The 18,122-nt window shown below is 72.9% G+C and carries 14 protein-coding genes; 5 read left to right on the top strand and 9 right to left on the bottom strand.

The window, feature by feature from the left end:
* Positions 1–50: 50 nt before the first annotated feature.
* Positions 51–1,829, bottom strand: coding sequence for a glyoxylate carboligase (gene gcl, locus ACFWZ5_RS27045; RefSeq protein WP_384789374.1), 1,779 nt, complete (start codon positions 1,827–1,829; stop codon positions 51–53).
* 325 nt (positions 1,830–2,154) lie between these two features.
* Between gcl and ACFWZ5_RS27040 the strand changes: the two genes are divergently transcribed.
* On the top strand, positions 2,155–2,829 hold the full coding sequence (locus tag ACFWZ5_RS27040) for a hypothetical protein (RefSeq protein WP_384789449.1): 675 nt from the start codon (positions 2,155–2,157) through the stop codon (positions 2,827–2,829).
* 17 nt (positions 2,830–2,846) lie between these two features.
* On the opposite strand, the gene ACFWZ5_RS27035 is transcribed toward ACFWZ5_RS27040, so the two are convergent.
* The 3 genes from ACFWZ5_RS27035 to ACFWZ5_RS27025 all read right to left on the bottom strand — a co-directional run bounded on the left by ACFWZ5_RS27035 (position 2,847) and on the right by ACFWZ5_RS27025 (position 7,433).
* Positions 2,847–4,502 carry an AMP-binding protein gene (locus tag ACFWZ5_RS27035; protein WP_384789377.1) on the bottom strand — a complete coding sequence of 552 codons (1,656 nt, stop codon included), beginning with the start codon at positions 4,500–4,502 and terminating at the stop codon, positions 2,847–2,849.
* The gene (locus ACFWZ5_RS27030; protein ID WP_384789380.1) at positions 4,499–6,196 is read right to left on the bottom strand and encodes an AMP-binding protein; all 1,698 of its coding nucleotides are present in this window, start codon (positions 6,194–6,196) and stop codon (positions 4,499–4,501) included. The genes ACFWZ5_RS27035 and ACFWZ5_RS27030 overlap by 4 nt, the downstream gene beginning before the upstream one ends.
* Positions 6,197–6,308: 112 nt before the next feature.
* The gene (locus ACFWZ5_RS27025; protein ID WP_384789383.1) at positions 6,309–7,433 is read right to left on the bottom strand and encodes a winged helix DNA-binding domain-containing protein; all 1,125 of its coding nucleotides are present in this window, start codon (positions 7,431–7,433) and stop codon (positions 6,309–6,311) included.
* A 222-nt stretch (positions 7,434–7,655) separates the two neighbouring features.
* Between ACFWZ5_RS27025 and ACFWZ5_RS27020 the strand changes: the two genes are divergently transcribed.
* Positions 7,656–8,810, top strand: a complete 1,155-nt coding sequence (locus ACFWZ5_RS27020) for a magnesium and cobalt transport protein CorA (protein WP_384789386.1) — start codon at positions 7,656–7,658, stop codon at positions 8,808–8,810.
* Here ACFWZ5_RS27020 and ACFWZ5_RS27015 read toward each other — a convergent pair.
* Positions 8,788–9,417, bottom strand: a complete 630-nt coding sequence (locus tag ACFWZ5_RS27015) for a TetR/AcrR family transcriptional regulator (RefSeq protein WP_384789389.1) — start codon at positions 9,415–9,417, stop codon at positions 8,788–8,790. The two genes, ACFWZ5_RS27020 and ACFWZ5_RS27015, sit on opposite strands and share 23 nt — an antisense overlap.
* 96 nt (positions 9,418–9,513) lie before the next feature.
* Between ACFWZ5_RS27015 and ACFWZ5_RS27010 the strand changes: the two genes are divergently transcribed.
* Together ACFWZ5_RS27010 and ACFWZ5_RS27005 are read left to right on the top strand one after the other, a co-directional pair.
* Positions 9,514–9,909, top strand: a complete 396-nt coding sequence (locus ACFWZ5_RS27010) for a nuclear transport factor 2 family protein (RefSeq protein WP_384789392.1) — start codon at positions 9,514–9,516, stop codon at positions 9,907–9,909.
* A 47-nt stretch (positions 9,910–9,956) separates the two neighbouring features.
* Positions 9,957–11,012 carry an NAD(P)-dependent alcohol dehydrogenase gene (locus ACFWZ5_RS27005; protein ID WP_384789395.1) on the top strand — a complete coding sequence of 352 codons (1,056 nt, stop codon included), beginning with the start codon at positions 9,957–9,959 and terminating at the stop codon, positions 11,010–11,012.
* Here ACFWZ5_RS27005 and ACFWZ5_RS27000 read toward each other — a convergent pair.
* The 3 genes from ACFWZ5_RS27000 to ACFWZ5_RS26990 all read right to left on the bottom strand — a co-directional run bounded on the left by ACFWZ5_RS27000 (position 11,002) and on the right by ACFWZ5_RS26990 (position 15,735).
* Complete coding sequence (locus ACFWZ5_RS27000; protein WP_384789398.1) at positions 11,002–11,823, bottom strand: MBL fold metallo-hydrolase; 822 nt, start codon at positions 11,821–11,823, stop codon at positions 11,002–11,004. The genes ACFWZ5_RS27005 and ACFWZ5_RS27000 overlap by 11 nt on opposite strands.
* The gene (locus ACFWZ5_RS26995) at positions 11,816–12,688 is read right to left on the bottom strand and encodes an NAD-dependent epimerase/dehydratase family protein (RefSeq protein ID WP_384789401.1); all 873 of its coding nucleotides are present in this window, start codon (positions 12,686–12,688) and stop codon (positions 11,816–11,818) included. The genes ACFWZ5_RS27000 and ACFWZ5_RS26995 overlap by 8 nt, the downstream gene beginning before the upstream one ends.
* 161 nt (positions 12,689–12,849) lie before the next feature.
* Positions 12,850–15,735 carry an AAA family ATPase gene (locus ACFWZ5_RS26990; RefSeq protein ID WP_384891344.1) on the bottom strand — a complete coding sequence of 962 codons (2,886 nt, stop codon included), beginning with the start codon at positions 15,733–15,735 and terminating at the stop codon, positions 12,850–12,852.
* A 178-nt stretch (positions 15,736–15,913) separates the two neighbouring features.
* On the opposite strand from ACFWZ5_RS26990, the gene ACFWZ5_RS26985 reads away from it, so the two are divergent.
* Positions 15,914–16,846, top strand: coding sequence for an AEC family transporter (locus ACFWZ5_RS26985; protein ID WP_384789407.1), 933 nt, complete (start codon positions 15,914–15,916; stop codon positions 16,844–16,846).
* 49 nt (positions 16,847–16,895) lie between these two features.
* Here ACFWZ5_RS26985 and ACFWZ5_RS26980 read toward each other — a convergent pair whose 3' ends face one another.
* Positions 16,896–18,110, bottom strand: coding sequence for a trans-2-enoyl-CoA reductase family protein (locus ACFWZ5_RS26980; protein ID WP_384789410.1), 1,215 nt, complete (start codon positions 18,108–18,110; stop codon positions 16,896–16,898).
* Positions 18,111–18,122 lie beyond the last annotated feature (12 nt).

Here is an 18,122-nt window from a genome sequence, read left to right as displayed (position 1 = left end):
CGGCCGAGGCGGGGGCCTCCGACGTACGAGGCTGACGCGGCCCCGTACGCCTAGACCTTGAGGGTCTTGATGGCCGTGGGCGCGTGACCCGGCTCCGTGGCGATGTCCTCGAACTCGGTCACGTCGCTGATGTCGGCCGTCCTGCTCATCGCGATGTTCGTGACGCGCTCGAGGATCGCCTCGACGACGACCGGGACGCGGTACTCCTCGGCCAGCTTCTTGGCCTGCTCGAAGGCCGCGCCCAGGTCGTTCGGGTCGGTCACGCGGATCGCCTTGCAGCCGAGGCCCTCGGCGACCTTGACGTGGTCGACGCCGTAGACGCCGAGCTCCGGCGAGTTCACGTTCTCGAACTCCAGGTTGACCTGGAAGTCGATGTCCAGGCCGAGCTGGGCCTGGCGGATCAGGCCGAGGTAGGAGTTGTTCACGAGGACGTGGACGTACGGGATGCGGTGCTGGGCGCCGACGGCCAGCTCCTCGATCAGGAACTGGAAGTCGTAGTCGCCGGAGAGCGCGACGACCTGGCCCTCCGGGGCGGCCTTCGCGACGCCGAGCGCGGCCGGGATGGTCCAGCCGAGCGGGCCCGCCTGGCCGCAGTTGATCCAGTGCCGCGGCTTGTACACGTGCAGCATCTGGGCGCCCGCGATCTGGGAGAGGCCGATCGTGGTGACGTACCGCGTATCCGGGCCGAAGGCCTTGTTCATCTCCTCGTACACGCGCTGCGGCTTGATGGGGATGTCGTCGAAGTGCGTCCGCCGCAGGAGCGTGGCCTTGCGCTCCTGGCCCGCGGCGATCCACGCGGAGCGGTCGGGCAGCCTGCCCGCGGCCTTGAGCTCGCGGGCGACCTCGACGAAGAGTGCGAGCGCGGCGCGGGCGTCGGACGCGATGCCGTAGTCCGGCGCGAAGATCTTGCCGATCTGGGTGGGGTCGATGTCGACGTGCACGAACGTGCGGCCCGCGCGGTAGACGTCGAGCTTGTAGCCGGTGTGGCGGTTGGCCCAGCGGTTGCCGATGCCGAGGACGAAGTCGGACTCCAGGAACGTCGCGTTGCCGTAGCGGTGCGAGGTCTGGAGGCCGACCATGCCGGCGTTCAGCTCGTGGTCGTCCGGGATGGCGCCCCAGCCCATCAGGGTGGGGATGACCGGAGTGCCCGTCAGCTCGGCGAACTCCACGAGGAGTTCGGACGCGTCGGCGTTGATGATGCCGCCGCCCGCGACGATCAGCGGGCGCTCGGACTCCAGGAGCAGGCCGACGGCCTTCTCGATCTGGGCGCGGGTCGCGGCGGGCTTGTAGACCGGCAGCGGCTCGTACGTCTCCGGGTCGAACTCGATCTCGGCGAGCTGGACGTCGATGGGCAGGTCGATGAGGACGGGGCCGGGGCGCCCGGAGCGCATCAGGTGGAAGGCCTGCTGGAAGACGCCGGGAACCTGGGCCGCCTCCAGGACCGTCACGGCCATCTTCGTCACCGGCTTGGCGATCGACGCGATGTCGACGGCCTGGAAGTCCTCCTTGTGGATCACGCTGGTGGGCGCCTGGCCCGTGATGCACAGGATGGGGATCGAGTCGCCGATGGCCGAGTAGAGGCCGGTGATCATGTCGGTGCCCGCGGGGCCCGACGTGCCGACGCAGACGCCGATGTTGCCCGGGTGGGCCCGGGTGTACCCCTCGGCCATGTGCGAGGCGCCCTCGACATGGCGGGCGAGCGTGTGGTCGATGCCGCCGCCCTCCTTCAGCGCCTTGTAGAAGGGGTTGATCGCGGCACCCGGCACGCCGAACGCGTTCCGCACGCCCTCGCGCTTGAGGATCTCAACTGCCGCGCGGGCAGCGGTCATTCGAGCCATTGAGTTCTCCTGCTCCGGCTGGCGAATTCGGGCTCCCGTCGCGCCCCGCGGTGAGCTGTGAATTCCGCATCGTGAAATTCATGTTCTGCTATATGGAAGCAATGTAGGGGGGTGCGGCGGGAGCGTCAAGGGAGTGCGGCCCTGAGCTCAAAATCGCGTATCGATGCGATTGCTTTCCGTAAGAACATGGGCCCAGGCTGGTGCGGCCTCGGGCCGGGGCCTTCGAGGGACTGCGGGCTGCGTAGTCGGCGGTCGGTACGGACAGCAACGCGGTACGGGCAGCAACGCGGTACGGAGAGCGCGGGCGGTGAGGACGATGACGGCGGACGGCGTGCCGGTGCGGTGTCCGGTGTGCCGCCACGAGCAGGCGTACGCTCCCCCGGCGTTCCCCTGCGCCTGCGGCGCGCCGGTCGTCCCGCCCGTCGCACACGGCGCCCCCGCCACGCCCGTCACCCATCGCACCTGGGCGGACGACTGGGTCACGGTCCGCTGCGGGGCCTGCGGCCGCGAGGCGGACTGGCCCCAGCCGGAGCTGGGGTGCGCCTGCGGGACGGTGCTGCGCATCCCCGTGGTCGGGGAGCGTCCTCCGCCCGCCCCCCGGCCCCCGTTCCGGCCCGTGCCCGTCCGGAGCGCGCGGGACGCCGTGACCACGGCGGCCCTGTATCTGCGCTGGCTCGGCTACAAGGACGTGCACGACGCCGAGACCGGTGTCGACGGGCGGCCGCCGTCCGGGGCGCGGCTCGCCGCCCGCGGGGTCGTGGCCCAGGTGGAACCGTCGGTGCGGCCCGCGTCCCTGCGCGACGTCGAGTGCGCGTGGCTCACCGCGCTGACCCACACGGCGACGTGCGTCTGCTTCGCGCTGTGCGACTTCACCCCGGAGGCACGGTCCCGCGCCGACGAACTCGGCGTACCCCTCTTCCGCATCGCGCTCACCGGCGTACCGGAGGCGCTGAACGGCGCGGCGGACGAGCTGACGGCGCGCGGCGCGTAGCCACCGCGCCCGGCGGGTCAGCCGAACCGCTCCCGCAGTTCCACCTTGCGGACCTTGCCGCTGACCGTCATCGGGAAGCCGTCCATGAGCCGCAGATGCGCGGGGATCTTGTAGTGGGCGAGGCGGCCGGCGCAGAAGGAGCGGAGTTCCTCCAGGGTCAGCGTCTCCACGCCCTCGCGGAGGATCACGCAGGCCAGCGGCACCTCCCCGTACCGCTCGTCCGGCACGCCCACCACCTGGACGTCCGCGATCTTCGGGTGCGCGTACAGGAACTCCTCGATCTCGCGCGGGTAGACGTTCTCGCCGCCGCGGATCACCATGTCCTTGATCCGCCCGACGATCCGGACGTACCCGTCGTCCCGCATGACCGCGAGGTCACCGGTGTGCATCCAGCGCCCGGCGTCGACGACCTCGGCGGTGCGGTCGGGGTCCTGCCAGTAGCCGAGCATCACGCTGTAGCCGCGGGTGCACAGCTCGCCGGAGCTGCCGCGCGGGAGCGTGACCCCGGTCGCGGGGTCGACGACCTTCACCTCGATGTGCGGCAGGACCCGCCCGACGGTGGCGGTGCGCCGCTCCAGGTCGTCGGACATGCGGGTCTGCGTGGACACCGGCGAGGTCTCGGTCATGCCGTAGCAGATGGAGACCTGCTCCATGTGCATCTCGGCGACGACCCGCTTCATCACCTCGACGGGGCACGGCGACCCGGCCATGATGCCGGTGCGCAGCGACGACAGGTCGTACGTGGCGAAGTCGGCGAGGTTGAGCTCGGCGATGAACATCGTCGGGACGCCGTACAGCGAGGTGCACCGCTCGCGCTCCACGGCGTGCAGCGTGGCCACGGGGTCGAACGACGGCGCGGGGATGACGATGCACGCGCCGTGCGTGGTGGCGGCGAGGTTGCCGAGGACCATGCCGAAGCAATGGTAGAAGGGCACGGGCAGACAGACGCGGTCCTGCTCGGTGTAGCCGATGGTGCGGCCGATCCAGTAGCCGTTGTTGAGGATGTTGTGGTGGGAGAGCGTCGCGCCCTTGGGGAAGCCGGTCGTGCCGGACGTGTACTGGATGTTGACGGGGTCGTCGCAGCTCAGCCCGGCCTCGTGCGCGGCGAGTTCGGCGGGTGTCACGGACCGGGCGGCGTCGAGCAGCGCGTCCCACGTCCGGTCGCCGACGTAGTGCACGGCCCGCAGGTCCGGGCAGTCGCCGCGGACCTCGTCGATCATCGCCCGGTAGTCGCTGCTCTTGTGCCGCCGGGTGGCGACGAGCAGCGAGATCCCGGACTGCTTCAGTACGTACGCCAATTCGTGGGAGCGGTAGGCGGGGTTGATGTTGACCATGATGGCGCCGACGCGCGCGGTGGCGTACTGCACCAGGACCCACTCGGCGCAGTTCACGGCCCAGATCCCGACCCGGTCGCCCTTGGCCACGCCCGCGCCGAGCAGGCCGCGCGCCAGCTGCTCGACGGCGGCGCCGAACTCGGCGTACGTGTAGCGGACCCCCGAGGCGAGGTCGACGAGCGCGTCGTGGCCGGGCCAGGCGGTGACGGCCCGGTCGAGGTTCTGCCCGATGGTGTCCCCGAGCAGCGGTGTGGTGCTGGTGCCGTGCGCGTAGGACAGGGCGGTCCCCGCCCGGCCGTGCTCCGCGGTCGCCGCCGTCGTGCCCACCGTCGTGCTCACCGGAAGTCCTCCTCGCGGTACTCGGCGTCGGACCCCTCGGCCGTCGCCTCACGCAGTTCGATGCGGCGAATCTTGCCCGACACCGTCTTGGGCAGCACACCGAACTCCAGGCGGCGTACGCGCTTGTACGGAGCGAGCACCGCGCGCGAGTGCGCGAAGAGCAGTGCGGCGGTGTCCGGTCCCGCCTGGTATCCCTCGGCGAGCACCACGTACGCCTTGGGCACGGCGAGGCGCAGCGGGTCCGGGGCGGGCACCACCGCGGCCTCCGCGACGGCCTCGTGCTCCAGGAGCGCGCTCTCCAGCTCGAACGGCGAGATCTTGTAGTCGGACGCCTTGAAGACGTCGTCCGACCTGCCCACGTACGTGAGATACCCGTCGGCGTCGCGCGCGCCGATGTCGCCCGTGCGGTAGTAGCCGTCGGCCATGGCCTCGGCGGTGCGCTCCGGGTCGCCGTGGTAGCCGACCATCAGGCCGACGGGGTCGGCGGACAGGTCGAGGGCGATCTCCCCTTCCTGGGCGCCGGGTGCGCCGGTCACCGGGTCGAGGAGCTCGACGGCGAAGCCGGGCGTGGGACGGCCCATGGAGCCGGGCTTGAGCTTCTGCCCCGGCGTGTTCGCGACCTGCACGGCCGTCTCCGTCTGCCCGAACCCGTCCCGGATGGTCACGCCCCAGTCGCGCCGCACCTGCTCGATGACCTCGGGGTTCAGCGGCTCGCCCGCCGCGACGACCTCCCGCGGCGGCGTACGCAGCTGCGTCAGGTCGGCCTGGATGAGCATGCGCCACACGGTGGGCGGCGCGCAGAAGCTCGTGACGCCCGCCCGGTCCATCTCCCGCATCAACCGCCCCGCGTCGAAGCGCGAGTAGTTGTGGATGAAGACAGTCGCCTCCGCGTTCCAGGGCGCGAAGAGGTTCGACCAGGCGTGCTTGGCCCAGCCGGGCGAGGAGATGTTCAGATGCACGTCGCCCGGCTTGAGCCCGATCCAGTACATCGTCGCCAAGTGGCCCACGGGATACGACACATGGGTGTGCTCGACGAGCTTGGGCCGTGCGGTGGTGCCGGAGGTGAAGTAGAGCATCAGCGGATCGGTGGCGAGGGTGACGCCGTCGGGCGTGAAGTCGGCGGACGCGGCGTCGACGCCGTCGTATCCGATCCAGCCCTCGGGGGCGCCGCCGACGGCGATCCGGGTGTACTCCCCCGGCACGTCGGCGAACTTGCCGGTGTCCTCGGGGCGCACGAGCACGTGCCGGGCCCGGCCGCGCTCGATCCGGTCGCGCAGGTCCGCCGCGCCGAGCAGGGGCGTCGCCGGGATCACCACGGCCCGCAGCTTCATCGCGGCGAGCGCGATCTCCCACAGCTCGGCCTGGTTGCCGAGCATCACGATCAGGCGGTCCCCGGCCGCGACGCCGCGCTCCCGCAGCCAGTTGGCGGCCTGCGCCGAGCGCCGCGAGAGCTCCGCGAAGGACAGCCGGGTCTCGGTCCCGTCCTCCTCGACGATGTGCAGCGCCGTGCGGTCGTTGCCGTCGGCGATGACGTCGAACCAGTCGAGGGCCCAGTTGAACCGCTCGGGCCGCGGCCAGGCGAAGCCTTCGTACGCGGTCTCGTAGTCCTCGCGGTGGCCCAGCAGAAAGTCCCGCGCGGCCCGGAACTCCTCCGTCACGCCGCCCGCCCCCGTGCCCGTCCCCGTCACCCTCATCTGCGCGCCCCTCGTTCCCGACTGGTCACCCGGCTCGTGTTCCGGCTCGTCCACCGTTGTATGGCCCAGATCCCGGATTCGTACCATCGTGTCGCGCGTGATGCGGGTCTCACTACCCCGTACGGAGGTGCACGTCGTGGGACGGGGCCTCGGGGGCCAGGACGGCCGCCGTCCGGACCGCCTCCCGCTCCAGCTCGGCGCGCTGCGCCTTCGACGGCTTCGCGAAGGGCTCGACGGTCACGAGGGCACCGCCCTCGCCCTCCTCCAACCGCCACACCCCCGCGACGAATCCGTCGAGGAGAAACGAGGGGAAGGACTGATTCCCCTTCCAGATCCGCCCCTTGTGGGCGACCGGCACGACCCGGGTCCGATCGGCGTGCGAGAGGAGCAGGTTGTCGTACTCGGGAAGGAACCGCGGCGCCGCGGGCACGTCCGCGTCGGGCCGCGGCGCGTCGGGCAGGTCGAAGAGCTCGACCCCCTGCTCGTCACGGAACGTACGCAGCTGGGGCCGCAGCCGCTCGAAGGCGTCCCGCAGCCGGGTGAGACCGGCCCAGGTCTGCATGTCCTTGACGGAGGCGGGCCCGAAAGCGGCGAGGTAGCGCAGGACGGTCCCGTCCGGCGTGGGCGCGTCGGCGAGCGGGCGCCCCAGCCAGTGCTCGGCGGTGGTGAGCGCGACCTGCCCGCTGCGCCGCCACAGGCCGCGCGGGGTGACCTGGACGAGCGGCAGACGGGCACGGGCGGCGATGCCGAGGGACTGCGGGTCGGCGTCCGGCCAGTACCGCAGCAGTTCGGTACGGAGCTGCGCGGGCGTACGCGGCTCCTCCTCGACGTAGGCCCGTGCGTGCGCGGCGAGCCGGTCCAGGTCGACGCCGGCGAGCCCGTGGCGGAAGACGCGCAGCTCGCGGTCGATGGCGGCCTGGGTGAGGGGCCGCAGGGTGAGGACGTCGTCGGCGGTGAGGGTGTGGACGGTGGAGCGCATGGTGACGGCACGTACGGCGGCGCGGTCGCTCATGAGCCGGGAGAGCTCCTCGGGGTCGAAGCCGTCGAGGCGGGCGGCGAGCGCGTGGTACGGCGGCTTCACGTTCTGCGCCTGGAGGCCGACGAGGTGGGTGAGGGCGTCGTGCGCGGACAGGCGCGCGCGGCGGAGCAGGAGCTGGCGGTCGAGGGTGGCCCGGTTCAGGGCACGACGGCTGAGGACCTGGGCACCCGCCGGGGTCCCCTGCGCGGTTTTCGTCATGCTCCGCACGCTAGCCCGAGTTGCGGACACCTACGGTCCGCATCAGCGCCCCACGCCGCCCCGCGCCCGCGACCCCTGCTTCATTTGCCGCATATATCCTGCTCCGAGGCCACGGGGGGGGGACGGGCGGGCCCACACAAACCCCACCAACAATCGAACGCGCGACCGAACCAGCGACCGCATCGGCGACCGAACCGCCGGACGACAGGAAGAGGCCCACCGGTGACTCCGGAGCGACGAGCACACCGTCCGCAGTCGACGCGCAAGCACTCCTGGCGCCGCGCGCCCGAGCGCCCCGCGGCGGGGCCCGCCGACCCGCCGCAGCGCCACGCCGCGCGGCCGGCGCGGGCCGAGGGCCCGAGCGTGGTGCAGTCGGCCCTGTACCGCGACGGCGTCCGCGTGTCGTCGCCCGCGACGCTCGCCGAGACCTACCGCGAGCTGCGCGGGCGGCCCGACGGCATGGCGTGGATCGGCCTGGCCCGCCCGACGGAGGAGGAACTGCTCTCCCTGGCCGCCGAGTTCGACCTGCACGAGCTGGCCGTCGAGGACGCGATGGAGGCCCACCAGCGGCCGAAGCTGGAGCGGTACGGGGAGACGCTGTTCGTCGTCCTGCGCGCGGCGCGCTATCTGGACGCGCCCGAGGAGGTCGACTTCGGTGAGCTGCACGTGTTCGTGGGCGCGGACTTCGTCATCACGGTCCGGCACGGCGCGGCCCCCGACCTGTCCGCCGTGCGCCGCCGCATGGAGGAGGACCCCGAACTCCTCCGCCTCGGCCCGGAGGCGGTCCTGTACGCCATCCTCGACGCGGTCGTCGACGGCTACGCGCCGGTCGTGTGGGGCGTGCAGAACGACATCGACGAGATCGAGACCGAGGTGTTCAGCGGCGACCCGGAGGTCTCCCGGCGCATCTACGAGCTCTCCCGCGAGGTCGTGGAGTTCCAGCGCGCGACCCGCCCCCTGGTCGGCATGCTGCACGGCCTGATGGCGGGCTTCGCCAAGTACGGCACGGACGAGGAACTCCAGCGCTACCTGCGCGACGTGGCCGACCACGTCACCCACACCAGCGAACGCGTCGACGGCTTCCGCCAGGCCCTCACGGACATCCTCACGGTCAACGCCACCCTGGTCACCCAACAGCAGAACGCGGAAATGCGGGCCCTGGCGGAGGCGGGCTTCGAGCAGAACGAGGAGATCAAGAAGATCTCGTCGTGGGCCGCCATCCTGTTCGCCCCCACCCTGGTCGGCACCATCTACGGGATGAACTTCGACGCCATGCCGGAGCTGAACTGGACCTTCGGGTATCCGTTCGCGATCGGGCTGATGGGTGTGGTGTGCGTGAGCTTGTACTTCATCTTCAAGCGGCGGGACTGGCTGTAGCGGGGGATGCTCGCCCCCCGGCGGTGCCCGGCGCGGGGCGCCCGGTGTCGATGATGTGCTCGGCCAGTTCGCGGGCCGCCATGGTCGGTGGGCGGTCCTCGGGGCGGGACGCGCCCGTGGCGAGCAGGCCGTCGATGAGGATGAGCAGTTGGTCGGCGGCGAAGCCGGGGCGTGCGTGCCCTAGGGCGTCGAGTTCGGCCGTGAACAGCTCGTGGAGCGTGCGCCGGTAGGCGCGGGTGACCTCGTGGCCCGGATGGTCGCGGTCGGTGAGGGCGAGGTCGGCGGCGAGGTAGCGGCAGCCGTGGAAGTCCGGGCCCGCGGCGATGCCGCCGAGCCGGTCGACGACCGCGAGGAGGCGGGTCCGCGGGTCGTCGCCCGCCGCGTCCATGGTGGCGCGGTACTCCGCCGCGTCCTCGGTGGTGCTGCGGCGCAGCACCTCGGCGATCAGGCCGTCCTTGCCGCCGAAGTGCTCGTACAGGGAACGGCGTGCGACGCCGGCCGCCTTGAGCAGGGCGTCCACGCCGACGCCGACGCCGTGCGTGTACGTCAGCTCCTGGGCCGCGAGTAGCAGGCGTTCGCGGGGGCCCGGCTTGGCGGAAGCGGTCATGGCGTGATTGTGCCAGCCCTTGACGCGGTAGATCAATCGGTCTATCTATATCTCAGGAGGGTAGACCGATCGGTCTATCTCGTGTGAGGAGGCGTCATGTCCGTGCTCAGCACCGCCGAAGTCATCGACCGTTTCAACCGCGCGTTCACCCACCGCGAGGCGGGCCTCCTGGCCGACCTGGTCGGCGAGGACTGTGTCATGGAGAGCGTCCAGCCCGCGCCGCGCGGGGAGCGGGTCGTCGGGCGCGAGGCCTGTACGCAGTGGTGGGCGGCCCTCGTCGAGGACCGCGCCTCGCAGTTCACTCCGCAGGAGGTGATCGTGGCGGGCGACCGCGCGACGATCCTGTGGACGTACCGCTTCGGGGACGGCCCCGACCAGTGGGTGCACGGCGTCAACGTCATGCGCGTGACGGACGGCCGGATCGTGGAGGCCCTCGGCTTCAGCAAGACCGCCGGCGAGGTCCCGCTGGCCACCGAGTCCGACGCCGCGTGAACCACCACCCACGTCATGAGACATGAGAAGAGAAGGGCACTCCCCCGATGCTGAGTTACCACCTGTCGCACAGCGGTGCCGGGCTTTCCGGCCTCTCCGTCCGCGAGCACGACACTCCCGTGCCCGGTCCCGGCCAGGCCCTGGTGGCAGTACGCGCGACATCCCTGAGCTTCCGCGAACTCATGGTGCTCGACGGGACCTACGTGCTGCCGGTCAAGCCCGATGTCGTTCCCGTGTCGGACGGGGCCGGCGAGGTCGTCGCTGTCGGCCCGGGTGGAGGCACGGGCGGCGGCACGGGCGGCGGCACGGTGCGCGTCGGTGACCGCGTGGCCGCCACGCTCTTTCCTACCTGGCAGGACGGCCCCTTCGCCGTCGAGCACCTCGCCCAGCGCGGCGGCTCGCTGGACGGTCTGCTCACCGAGTTCGCCCTGGTCGACGTGGACTCGCTGGTGGCCGTCCCCGCGCACCTGTCGTACGAGGAAGCGGCGACCCTGCCGTGCGTGGCGGTCACGGCGTGGAACGCGCTCACCGGTGACGGAGCGGGCCTCGGGCCCGGCGACACCCTCGTCGTGCAGGGCTCCGGCGGTGTCTCCCTCTTCGCGCTCCAGTTCGCCAAGGCCCTCGGCGCGCGCGTGATCGCCACGACCAGCGGTCCCGCCAAGGCCGCGCGGCTGCGCGGCCTCGGCGCCGACGAGGTCGTCGACTACTCGGCCACGCCCGACTGGGCCGCCGAGGTCCGGGCGCTCACCGGCGGCCGGGGCGCCGACCGCGTCGTCGACGTCGCGGGGCTGCTCCACGAGTCGGTCCGCGCCATCGCCCTGGCGGGCACGATCGCGTGCGTCGGCTTCGTCGGCAACAGCCCCGCGCCCCTCGACACCCGTGCCCTGTTCGCCTCCGGTGCCACCGTCCGGACCGTCGCGGTCGGCAGCCGCGCCCAGTTCACCGCGATGAACACCTTCATCGCGGCGCACGGACTGCGGCCCGTGATCGACCGCGTCTTCCCCTTCGACGCGGCCGTGGACGCCTACCGCCACTACGCGAACGGCGGCCCCTTCGGCAAGGTCGTCATCAGCAACCCCCGGTCAAGGACCGTCAGTCCGTGACCGTGGCCTGTTCGAAGCGGAGGTAGCGCTCGACGGACCGGGCGAGGACCTCGTTGCCCTGGGAGGCGACGACCCGGTTCCACCAAGCGCCGTAGATCCGCTCGAAGCGGTAGCCGGCGAGCAGGTCCGCCGCCGCGCGGACCGCGTGCGGACGCTCCGGGATGTGGTTGGCGTAGCTGTACATGAGGGTCACCCAGCGGTTGTCCGGGCAGACGTTGACCACGTCGCCGGTGAACAGCGCCCCGTCGCCCGCGCTCCAGTGCAGGACCGCGCTGCCCGGGAAGTGCACGCCCGGGTTGATCAGGGTGACCTCGTCGGTGAGCCGGAGCGTGCGCCCGCTCCAGAACCGCACGGCCGGGTCCGGCCGGCCCACCCACTGCCGGTCGGCCTCGTGCAGGTGGACCGGCGCGTCGAAGGCGTGCGCCCACTCCACCATCGAGGAGTAGAAGTGCGGGTGGCTGATCGCGATGTGGTCGATGCCGCCGAGCTCCTCGACGGCCCGCACCATCGCGTCGTCGAGGTACGGCACGCAGTCCCACAGCACGTTCCCCGCGGCGGTGCGCAGCAGCAGGGCCCGCTGGCCGATGGCGAACTGCGGCGTGACGCCGATGCCGAGCACATCGGGTCCCTGCTCCTCGAAGCGGCCGCTGTGGCCGTCCTCGCGCAATCCGGCGAGGCTCGTCCACTGCTGGCCGCCGTGGCCCACGTACTGCCGCTCGTCCAGACAGACCGGGCAGTCCGGGCGCGCGGCGGCGTACTGGGTGCCGCAGGTGCGGCAGATGGGGGGTGCGGGGGTGGTGGTGTCAGTCACGGCTTCCTCCGGCGAGCTCGGTGAGGACGTACGGGCGGCTCGGCCGCCAGCCGAGCCGCTCGACGGCGCGCCGGCCCGACACCACCTGGTCGACCGCGAGCGCCTCGGCGAACGGTGCCCCGACCGCCTCGGCGGCTTCGGCGAGCGACCACGGCTCGGCCCGGCCGGTACCGCCCGCAGCGACATCGGCGGCCGCCGCGACCGCGGCCGCCGGGACGGACTCCCAGGCCACGCCATGCAGGAGGGCACCCGCGTCGCCCTTGGCGAGCGTCAGGGCGTACAGCTCGGCGAGGTCGTCGACGTGGACCATCGGCCAGCGGGTCGTGACCGCACCCACGTAGCGGCCCGCGCCCTGCTCCCGGGCCCAGCCGGTCATCATGGCCGGGATGCCGCCGTCCCGCCCGTACACGATGCCGGGGCGGATCACCGCCGCCCGCACGTCGTCCCCGGCGGCGGCAAGGACCCGCTGCTCGACCCGCGGCCGGTAGCCGACGATCGCGATCGGGTCGGTGTCGGCGTCCTCGGTCAGCGGGGCGTCCCCGGTGGCACCGAGCACCCATACACCGCTGGTGTAGACGAAGGCCCGGCCCGTGCCGCGCAGCGGTGCGAGCAGCGCCTCCACGGCGGCGGTGTCCACCGCCTCGTCGCCGGTCGGCGCGGCCAGGTGCACCACCGCGTCGATGTCGTCCGTCACCGCCGCGCGCAGCGACGCCGGGTCGGCCAGGTCGCCGACCCGCACCGGCACGTCCGGGTGCAGCGCGGTCGCGTCCTTGACCAGGGGCACCACGTCGTGGCCCTCCTGCGTCAGGCGCGACACCACCGCGGAGCCGATGTAACCGGTGGCACCGAGTACCAGAACCCTCATGATCTCTCCCAAGTGGACGTTCCTCGAACGGGAGAACAGTAGGAATCGCGCCCGGGCCTGCGGATCCGTCGAATGACCAGGTGTCGTACCGGGGTGCCGTACCAGGGCTCGTACGTGACGGACGTGACGGATATGACGGTCGTGACGGCGGCAGGCGGACGTCAGCCCAGGTTGAGCGCTCCCAGTGCGGCCCGCGACGTCACACCGAGCTTCGGGTAGGCATTGGACAGGTGGTAGCCGACCGTGCGCGGGCTCAGGAACAGGCGCGCGCCGATGTCGCGGTTGCTCAGACCCGTCGCCGCAAGCTGGACCACCCGCAGCTCCTGCGCGGTCAGTCGGCCCACGAGATCCGCGCCCGCCGCCGGCGCGGCCTGGCCGGCACCGGCGGCCCGCAGCTCCGTGCGGGCCCGGTCCGCCCACGCGGCCGCCGACATCCGCTCGAACGACTCGAGCGCCGTGGTCAGCGCCTGTCTGGCGGCGACCCTGCGCTTCGCCCGGCGCAGCCACTCCCCGTACAGGAGTTGGGTGCGTGCCTCCTCGAACGGGCGGCCGTCGCCCTCGTGCGCGGCGAGCGCCCGCTCGTAGTACTCCTCCGCCCCCGCGTCGTCGGCGGCGAGCAGGGCACGACAGCGCAGCTCCACCGCCCCCGCCCACGCGGTCCCGGTGGCCGCGGCCCAGCACGTGAAGCGCTCGGCGGCCCGTACGGCGTCGGCGGCCCGGTCGATCCGGACGGCGGCCTCCACCTGGTCGGGCAGGCTGTGCACGGAGACCATGAGGTGCCGGTGCGGGCCGCCGGTCAGGGCCGCGAAGCGTTGCAGCGCGCGGTCGTAGCGGCCGAGCCCGAGGTGATGCAGGCCCTGGGCCCTGGTGAGCCAGATCGGGATCGGCGCGACACCGAGGTACGGGTCCCGCCCCGCCCTCCCGGCGGACCCCCGCCCGCCGCCCGTCCGGTCCCCGCCGCCCGTCCGGTCCCCGCCGACCGGGCGGTCCCTGCCGCCCCCGCCGTCCGGCCCGTCGGCACCCGCCGACCCCTCCGTGCCGCCCGGCTCCTCCCCTTCGAGCGCGGCGAGCACCGCCAGGACACCGCTGAGCATCGTGGCGAGATGGCGCTGACCGGTGTCGCAAGCGATCTCCAGGCCCTCGACCGCCGTCGTGTACGCGTCCCGGTGCCGGCCCAGGAACAGGCGCAGCCGCGCGAGGCGCAGCAGCACCCGCGGCAGCACCCCGACGGCACCCTCCACACGGCACTCCCGCTCCAGGGCGACGACCTCGTCGTGCACCGCCTGGTACTCGCCGAGCAGCATGTCCCAGCCGTGCAGGCGCACCTGGTCGGTCAGGCCGCGCTCGTGCCGGGTCCGTACGACGTACCCGGCGAACTCCCGTATCGCCGCCGCCCCGCCCGCCGGATCGCCCGCCAGCATGTCGAGCACCCCGGCCGCGCCCCGGTGCACGGGATGCCCGCGGAAGTCCAGACCGGCCATCCGCGCCCGGGTGTCCCGGGCCGCCGCGGCCGGGGCCGGCGCCTCCCAGGCCATCGCGGCCGACTCGAACAGCAGCCACGCCCCCATGGCGGGGCGGTGCGCCGTCACCTCGGACGCCGCCTCGACGAGCAGCAGCCGCGCCGACTCCGCGCGGCCCTGCCCGTGTTCGAGCGCCGCCCGGACGCTGGCGAGCCTGGCCATCGCGGGCGGGCTGCTCACCGGCCCCGCCTCGTCGGCGAGCGTCCCCGCGAGCTCCACCTGTCCGGCCTCCGCCGCGGCGGAGGCGGCGGTGGCAAGGCGCAGCGACCGGGCTTCCGGGTCCGCGGTGAGCCGTGCGGCCCGCCGGTAGGCAGCGGCGACCGCCGCCCGGCCGCCCCGCGAGCGGAACAGCTCGGCGCTGCGCTCCAGTTCGGCGGCGACCTCCTCGTCGTAGCCGACGGTCGCGGCGGCCAGGTGCCAGGCCCGGCGGCCCATGTCCCCGGCGGCCGACGCCGCTTCGGCGAGCGCCCGGTGGGCGGCCGTCCGTTCACCGAGGACCGCCCCCTGGTAGGCGGCGGCCCGCGCCAGCGGATGCCGGAACACAAGGCGGCGCCCGGACACCCGCACCAGGTCCGCCGCCTCCGCGGGACCGAGGTCACCGGCGGCCGCGCCCACCCGTTCTCCCGCCGCCACCACGAGCGCCACGTCACCGGTGTCGTCCGCCGCGGCGACCGTGAGCAGCAGGCGGGTCGGCGCGGGCAGCGCCCGGATCCGGTCGTCGAAGATCCGCCGTACCCGCCACGAGGCCGGAAGGACGGCGATCTCCCGCGCGTCCAGCGGCTCGCTCCCGTTCCGCTGGGCCGCCGTCAGGGCCCCCGCGAGCTCGACCAGGGCGAGCGGATTGCCCCGCGCGAGCCCGAGGATCCGGCGGCTCACGTGGGCGTGCAGATCGGGCGCCCGGTCGGCGAGGAGTGCCGCCCCCTGCTCGTCGGTCAGCGGCCCGAGGTGCAGCACCGGCAGGCCCGGCGCGGCGTCGAGGACCGCCGCGTCCTCGTGCGCGGCGAACACCATGGCCACCCGCCCCATGCCGAGCCGACGGGCCGCGAACAGCAGCGCGTCCACGGTCTCCAGGTCCAGCCAGTGCGCGTCGTCGACCAGGACCACGACGGGACGCTCCTCGGACAGCTCGTCGAGCAGGCCGAGCACCGCGGCCCCGACCAGGAAGCGGTCCCCGGCGGGCGCGTCGTCCAGCGCGACGGCCCCGCGCAACGCCCGCACCTGACGCTCCGGCAGGCCCCTGACCTCCTCCAGGGCTCCCCGGAGGAGCACCTGCAGACCGGCGTACGGCAGCGCCGCCTCCGACTGGACACCGGTGCACCGCAGCAGCCGGGCTCCGTCCGCCGCCGCGGCACACCGGTCGAGCAGCGCCGTCTTGCCCGACCCCGCCTCGCCGATGAGCACCACGGCGCCGCCCCTGCTCTCCCGGGCCCCCGCCAAGAGCCCGTCGAGAAGGTCCCATTCGCGCTCCCGGCCACTGAGGCCGGCGGCCCCCCGGTCGACGGCACCTGCACGGACCGCGTCAGTCATCGGTGCTTCCCCCCTCATCAAGACACCTCACCCCCACGGTGATCATGGCTGAAATGTCATGGGTCCGACAGTCGTGGGTCCCGGTCCGTGCGCTCCCCGCGCATGCCGTAGTGGGGTGGATCACGTTGATGTGGATCAACGTTGACCGGTGGTTCGGTCGCGGTTGAGGCTGGCGGGCGTGCAAGGAGTTCTCAACGGGTTCGCGGTCATCGCGGTCGTCATCGCGGTCGGCTACGTCATCGGGCGGCGCGGGCATCTCGGCGAGGACGGCCGTCGGGTGCTCACCAAGCTGGCCTTCCATGTGACCACGCCCGCGCTCCTGTTCACGATGCTGGCCCGGGCGGACCTGTCCGTGATCCTCTCGCCGAGCCTGCTGGTCACGGCGCTCTCCACGGCGGCGGCGGCCGGGATCTTCGTCGCGGTGGGTGTCGTACGCGGCTGGGGCACGGGCTGCATCACGATCGGCGCGCTGTGCTCGTCGTACGTGAACTCCGGGAACCTGGGCATCCCGATCGCGGTCTATGTGCTCGGCGACGCGTCCCTCGTGGCGCCGGTCCTCCTCTTCCAGCAGCTCGTCGTGACACCGGTGGCGCTGACGGTGCTCGACCTGTCCGGGGCGGCGTCCGGGGAGGCGCGCCTTTCGTGGGCACAGCGGCTGCTGACCCCGTTCCGCAATCCGATCGCGATCGGCTCGCTTTCCGGCGTCGCGGTGTCGGCGGCGGGCTTCACCGTCCCGTCCCCGCTGTTCGATCCGATGGAACTCATCGCGAACATGTCCGTCCCGACGATCCTGATCGCGTTCGGCATCTCGCTGTGCGGGAGTTCCCTGCCCGGCGGCCGGGGCGCGGACCGGGCGCCGGTGCTGCTGTCGGCGGCGCTGAAGGCGGTGGGCCAGCCGGTGGCGGCGTGGGTGCTCGCGTCCTGCGTGTTCGGCCTGCACGGGGCGAGGCTGCTGGATGTCGTGGTGACGTCGGGGCTTCCGGCGGCCCAGAACCTCTTCACGTACGCGAGTCACTACCGGGTGGCGGAACGCCTCGCACGGGAGTCGATCCTGCTGTCGACGATGGCGTCGGTGCCGGTGTTGGTGGTGGTCGCGGCGCTGCTCGGGTGACGTCGGTCCTCGGGAGACGTCGGCCCGCGGAAACGTCAGCCTTCGGGGATCAGCGCGGGGCCGGCCAGGGCAGGTCCGTCTCGACCGGGGTGTCGTAGTCGACGCCGGGGACGTCGAAGCCGAACAGGGAACGGAACTGGGTGCGGAACCATGGGATGTCGGCCTGCTCGGTGAGGGTTTCGGGGGTGAGCGACCGCCAGCGTTCGGCCACGGCGGCCTGGACCGGCGCGGCCAGCTCCCAGCGGTCGAGGCGGATGCGGCCGGACTCGTCCAGGTCGGGATGGTCCGACGTGAGCTGGTCCCACAGCTGGAGCGCCTGCGCGACGGGCGACGGGAAGCGGTCGCCCAGGACGCCGCGGAGCAGGCTGACGTAGAGCGGGATGCCGGGGATGGCGGTCAACGCCTGCGAGATCACGGCGCCGTTCACCGATGTGTAGGCGCGGCCGCCCACCGCGGCAAGGCGCTCGGTCAGGGCGACCGCGGTGGCCTCCAGGTCGGCCTTGGCCGCGCCGATCGTGCCCGCGCGGTAGATCGCCGAGGTCAGCGGCGAGCCGACGTAGGAGAGGGCGACCGTGCGGAAGCCGTCGCGCAGCAGCCCGCGTTCGGCAAGGGCGGTGATCCAGCGGGACCAGTCCTCGCCGCCCATGACGCGGACCGTCGCGGCGGTCTCGGCCTCGTTCGCCGGACCCACGGTGACCTCCCGCAGGTACGCGGCGCCGTCGTCGGCGAACTCCAGGTTCCGCGTGGTGTACGGCGTGCCGAGCGGCTTGAGCACCGACTGGTAGGTGGTGCCGCTCCGTGGATCGGTGCGCTTGGGCGCGGCCAGGCTGTAGATCAGGTAGTCCACGCCGCCGAACCGCTCGGCCAGCAGGTCAAGCGTCTCGGCCTTGGTGGTGTCGGCGAACGCGTCGGCGTTGCGGAACGAGAAGTCCGACCCGAGCTCGCGGGCGAGCGCGTCGGTGGCGACGGTGCGGTACCACCCGGCGGACGCGCTGCGGCGCCCGGCCGGACGCTCCACACCGATGCCGACGCCGTCGATGCCGTACCGCACGAGCCCGGCGACGGTGCTCGCCAGGCCGTAGCCCGCGCTCGACCCGATCACCAGCGCCGTCGGCCGCCGCGCCGGTGGCTTCCCGGGCTCCGGCACCTCGGCCCGCATCAGCTCGACGCTGCGCAGGCATCCGGCGGGATGCGACTCGACCAGCAGATAGCCGCGTCCCGTCGGGGCAACGACGCGTTCGGACTGCGTGAGCGGTGGGTGCATCATCGTCTCCTC

This window comes from Streptomyces sp. NPDC059003, assembly GCF_042740445.1.
Taxonomy (GTDB): Bacteria; Actinomycetota; Actinomycetes; order Streptomycetales; family Streptomycetaceae; genus Streptomyces.
This window is presented reverse-complemented; position numbering and strand designations above follow the sequence as displayed.

Excerpts from the sequence above, each read along its gene's own strand:
- gcl (WP_384789374.1), bottom strand. The coding sequence starts at position 1,829 with ATGACCGCTGCCCGCGCGGCAGTTGAGATCCTCAAGCGCGAGGGCGTG.
- ACFWZ5_RS27040 (WP_384789449.1), top strand. The coding sequence starts at position 2,155 with ATGACGGCGGACGGCGTGCCGGTGCGGTGTCCGGTGTGCCGCCACGAG.
- ACFWZ5_RS27030 (WP_384789380.1), bottom strand. The coding sequence starts at position 6,196 with ATGAGGGTGACGGGGACGGGCACGGGGGCGGGCGGCGTGACGGAGGAG.
- ACFWZ5_RS27025 (WP_384789383.1), bottom strand. The coding sequence starts at position 7,433 with ATGACGAAAACCGCGCAGGGGACCCCGGCGGGTGCCCAGGTCCTCAGC.
- ACFWZ5_RS27015 (WP_384789389.1), bottom strand. The coding sequence starts at position 9,417 with ATGACCGCTTCCGCCAAGCCGGGCCCCCGCGAACGCCTGCTACTCGCG.
- ACFWZ5_RS27010 (WP_384789392.1), top strand. The coding sequence starts at position 9,514 with ATGTCCGTGCTCAGCACCGCCGAAGTCATCGACCGTTTCAACCGCGCG.
- ACFWZ5_RS27005 (WP_384789395.1), top strand. The coding sequence starts at position 9,957 with ATGCTGAGTTACCACCTGTCGCACAGCGGTGCCGGGCTTTCCGGCCTC.
- ACFWZ5_RS26995 (WP_384789401.1), bottom strand. The coding sequence starts at position 12,688 with ATGAGGGTTCTGGTACTCGGTGCCACCGGTTACATCGGCTCCGCGGTG.
- ACFWZ5_RS26990 (WP_384891344.1), bottom strand. The coding sequence starts at position 15,735 with ATGACTGACGCGGTCCGTGCAGGTGCCGTCGACCGGGGGGCCGCCGGC.
- ACFWZ5_RS26980 (WP_384789410.1), bottom strand. The coding sequence starts at position 18,110 with ATGCACCCACCGCTCACGCAGTCCGAACGCGTCGTTGCCCCGACGGGA.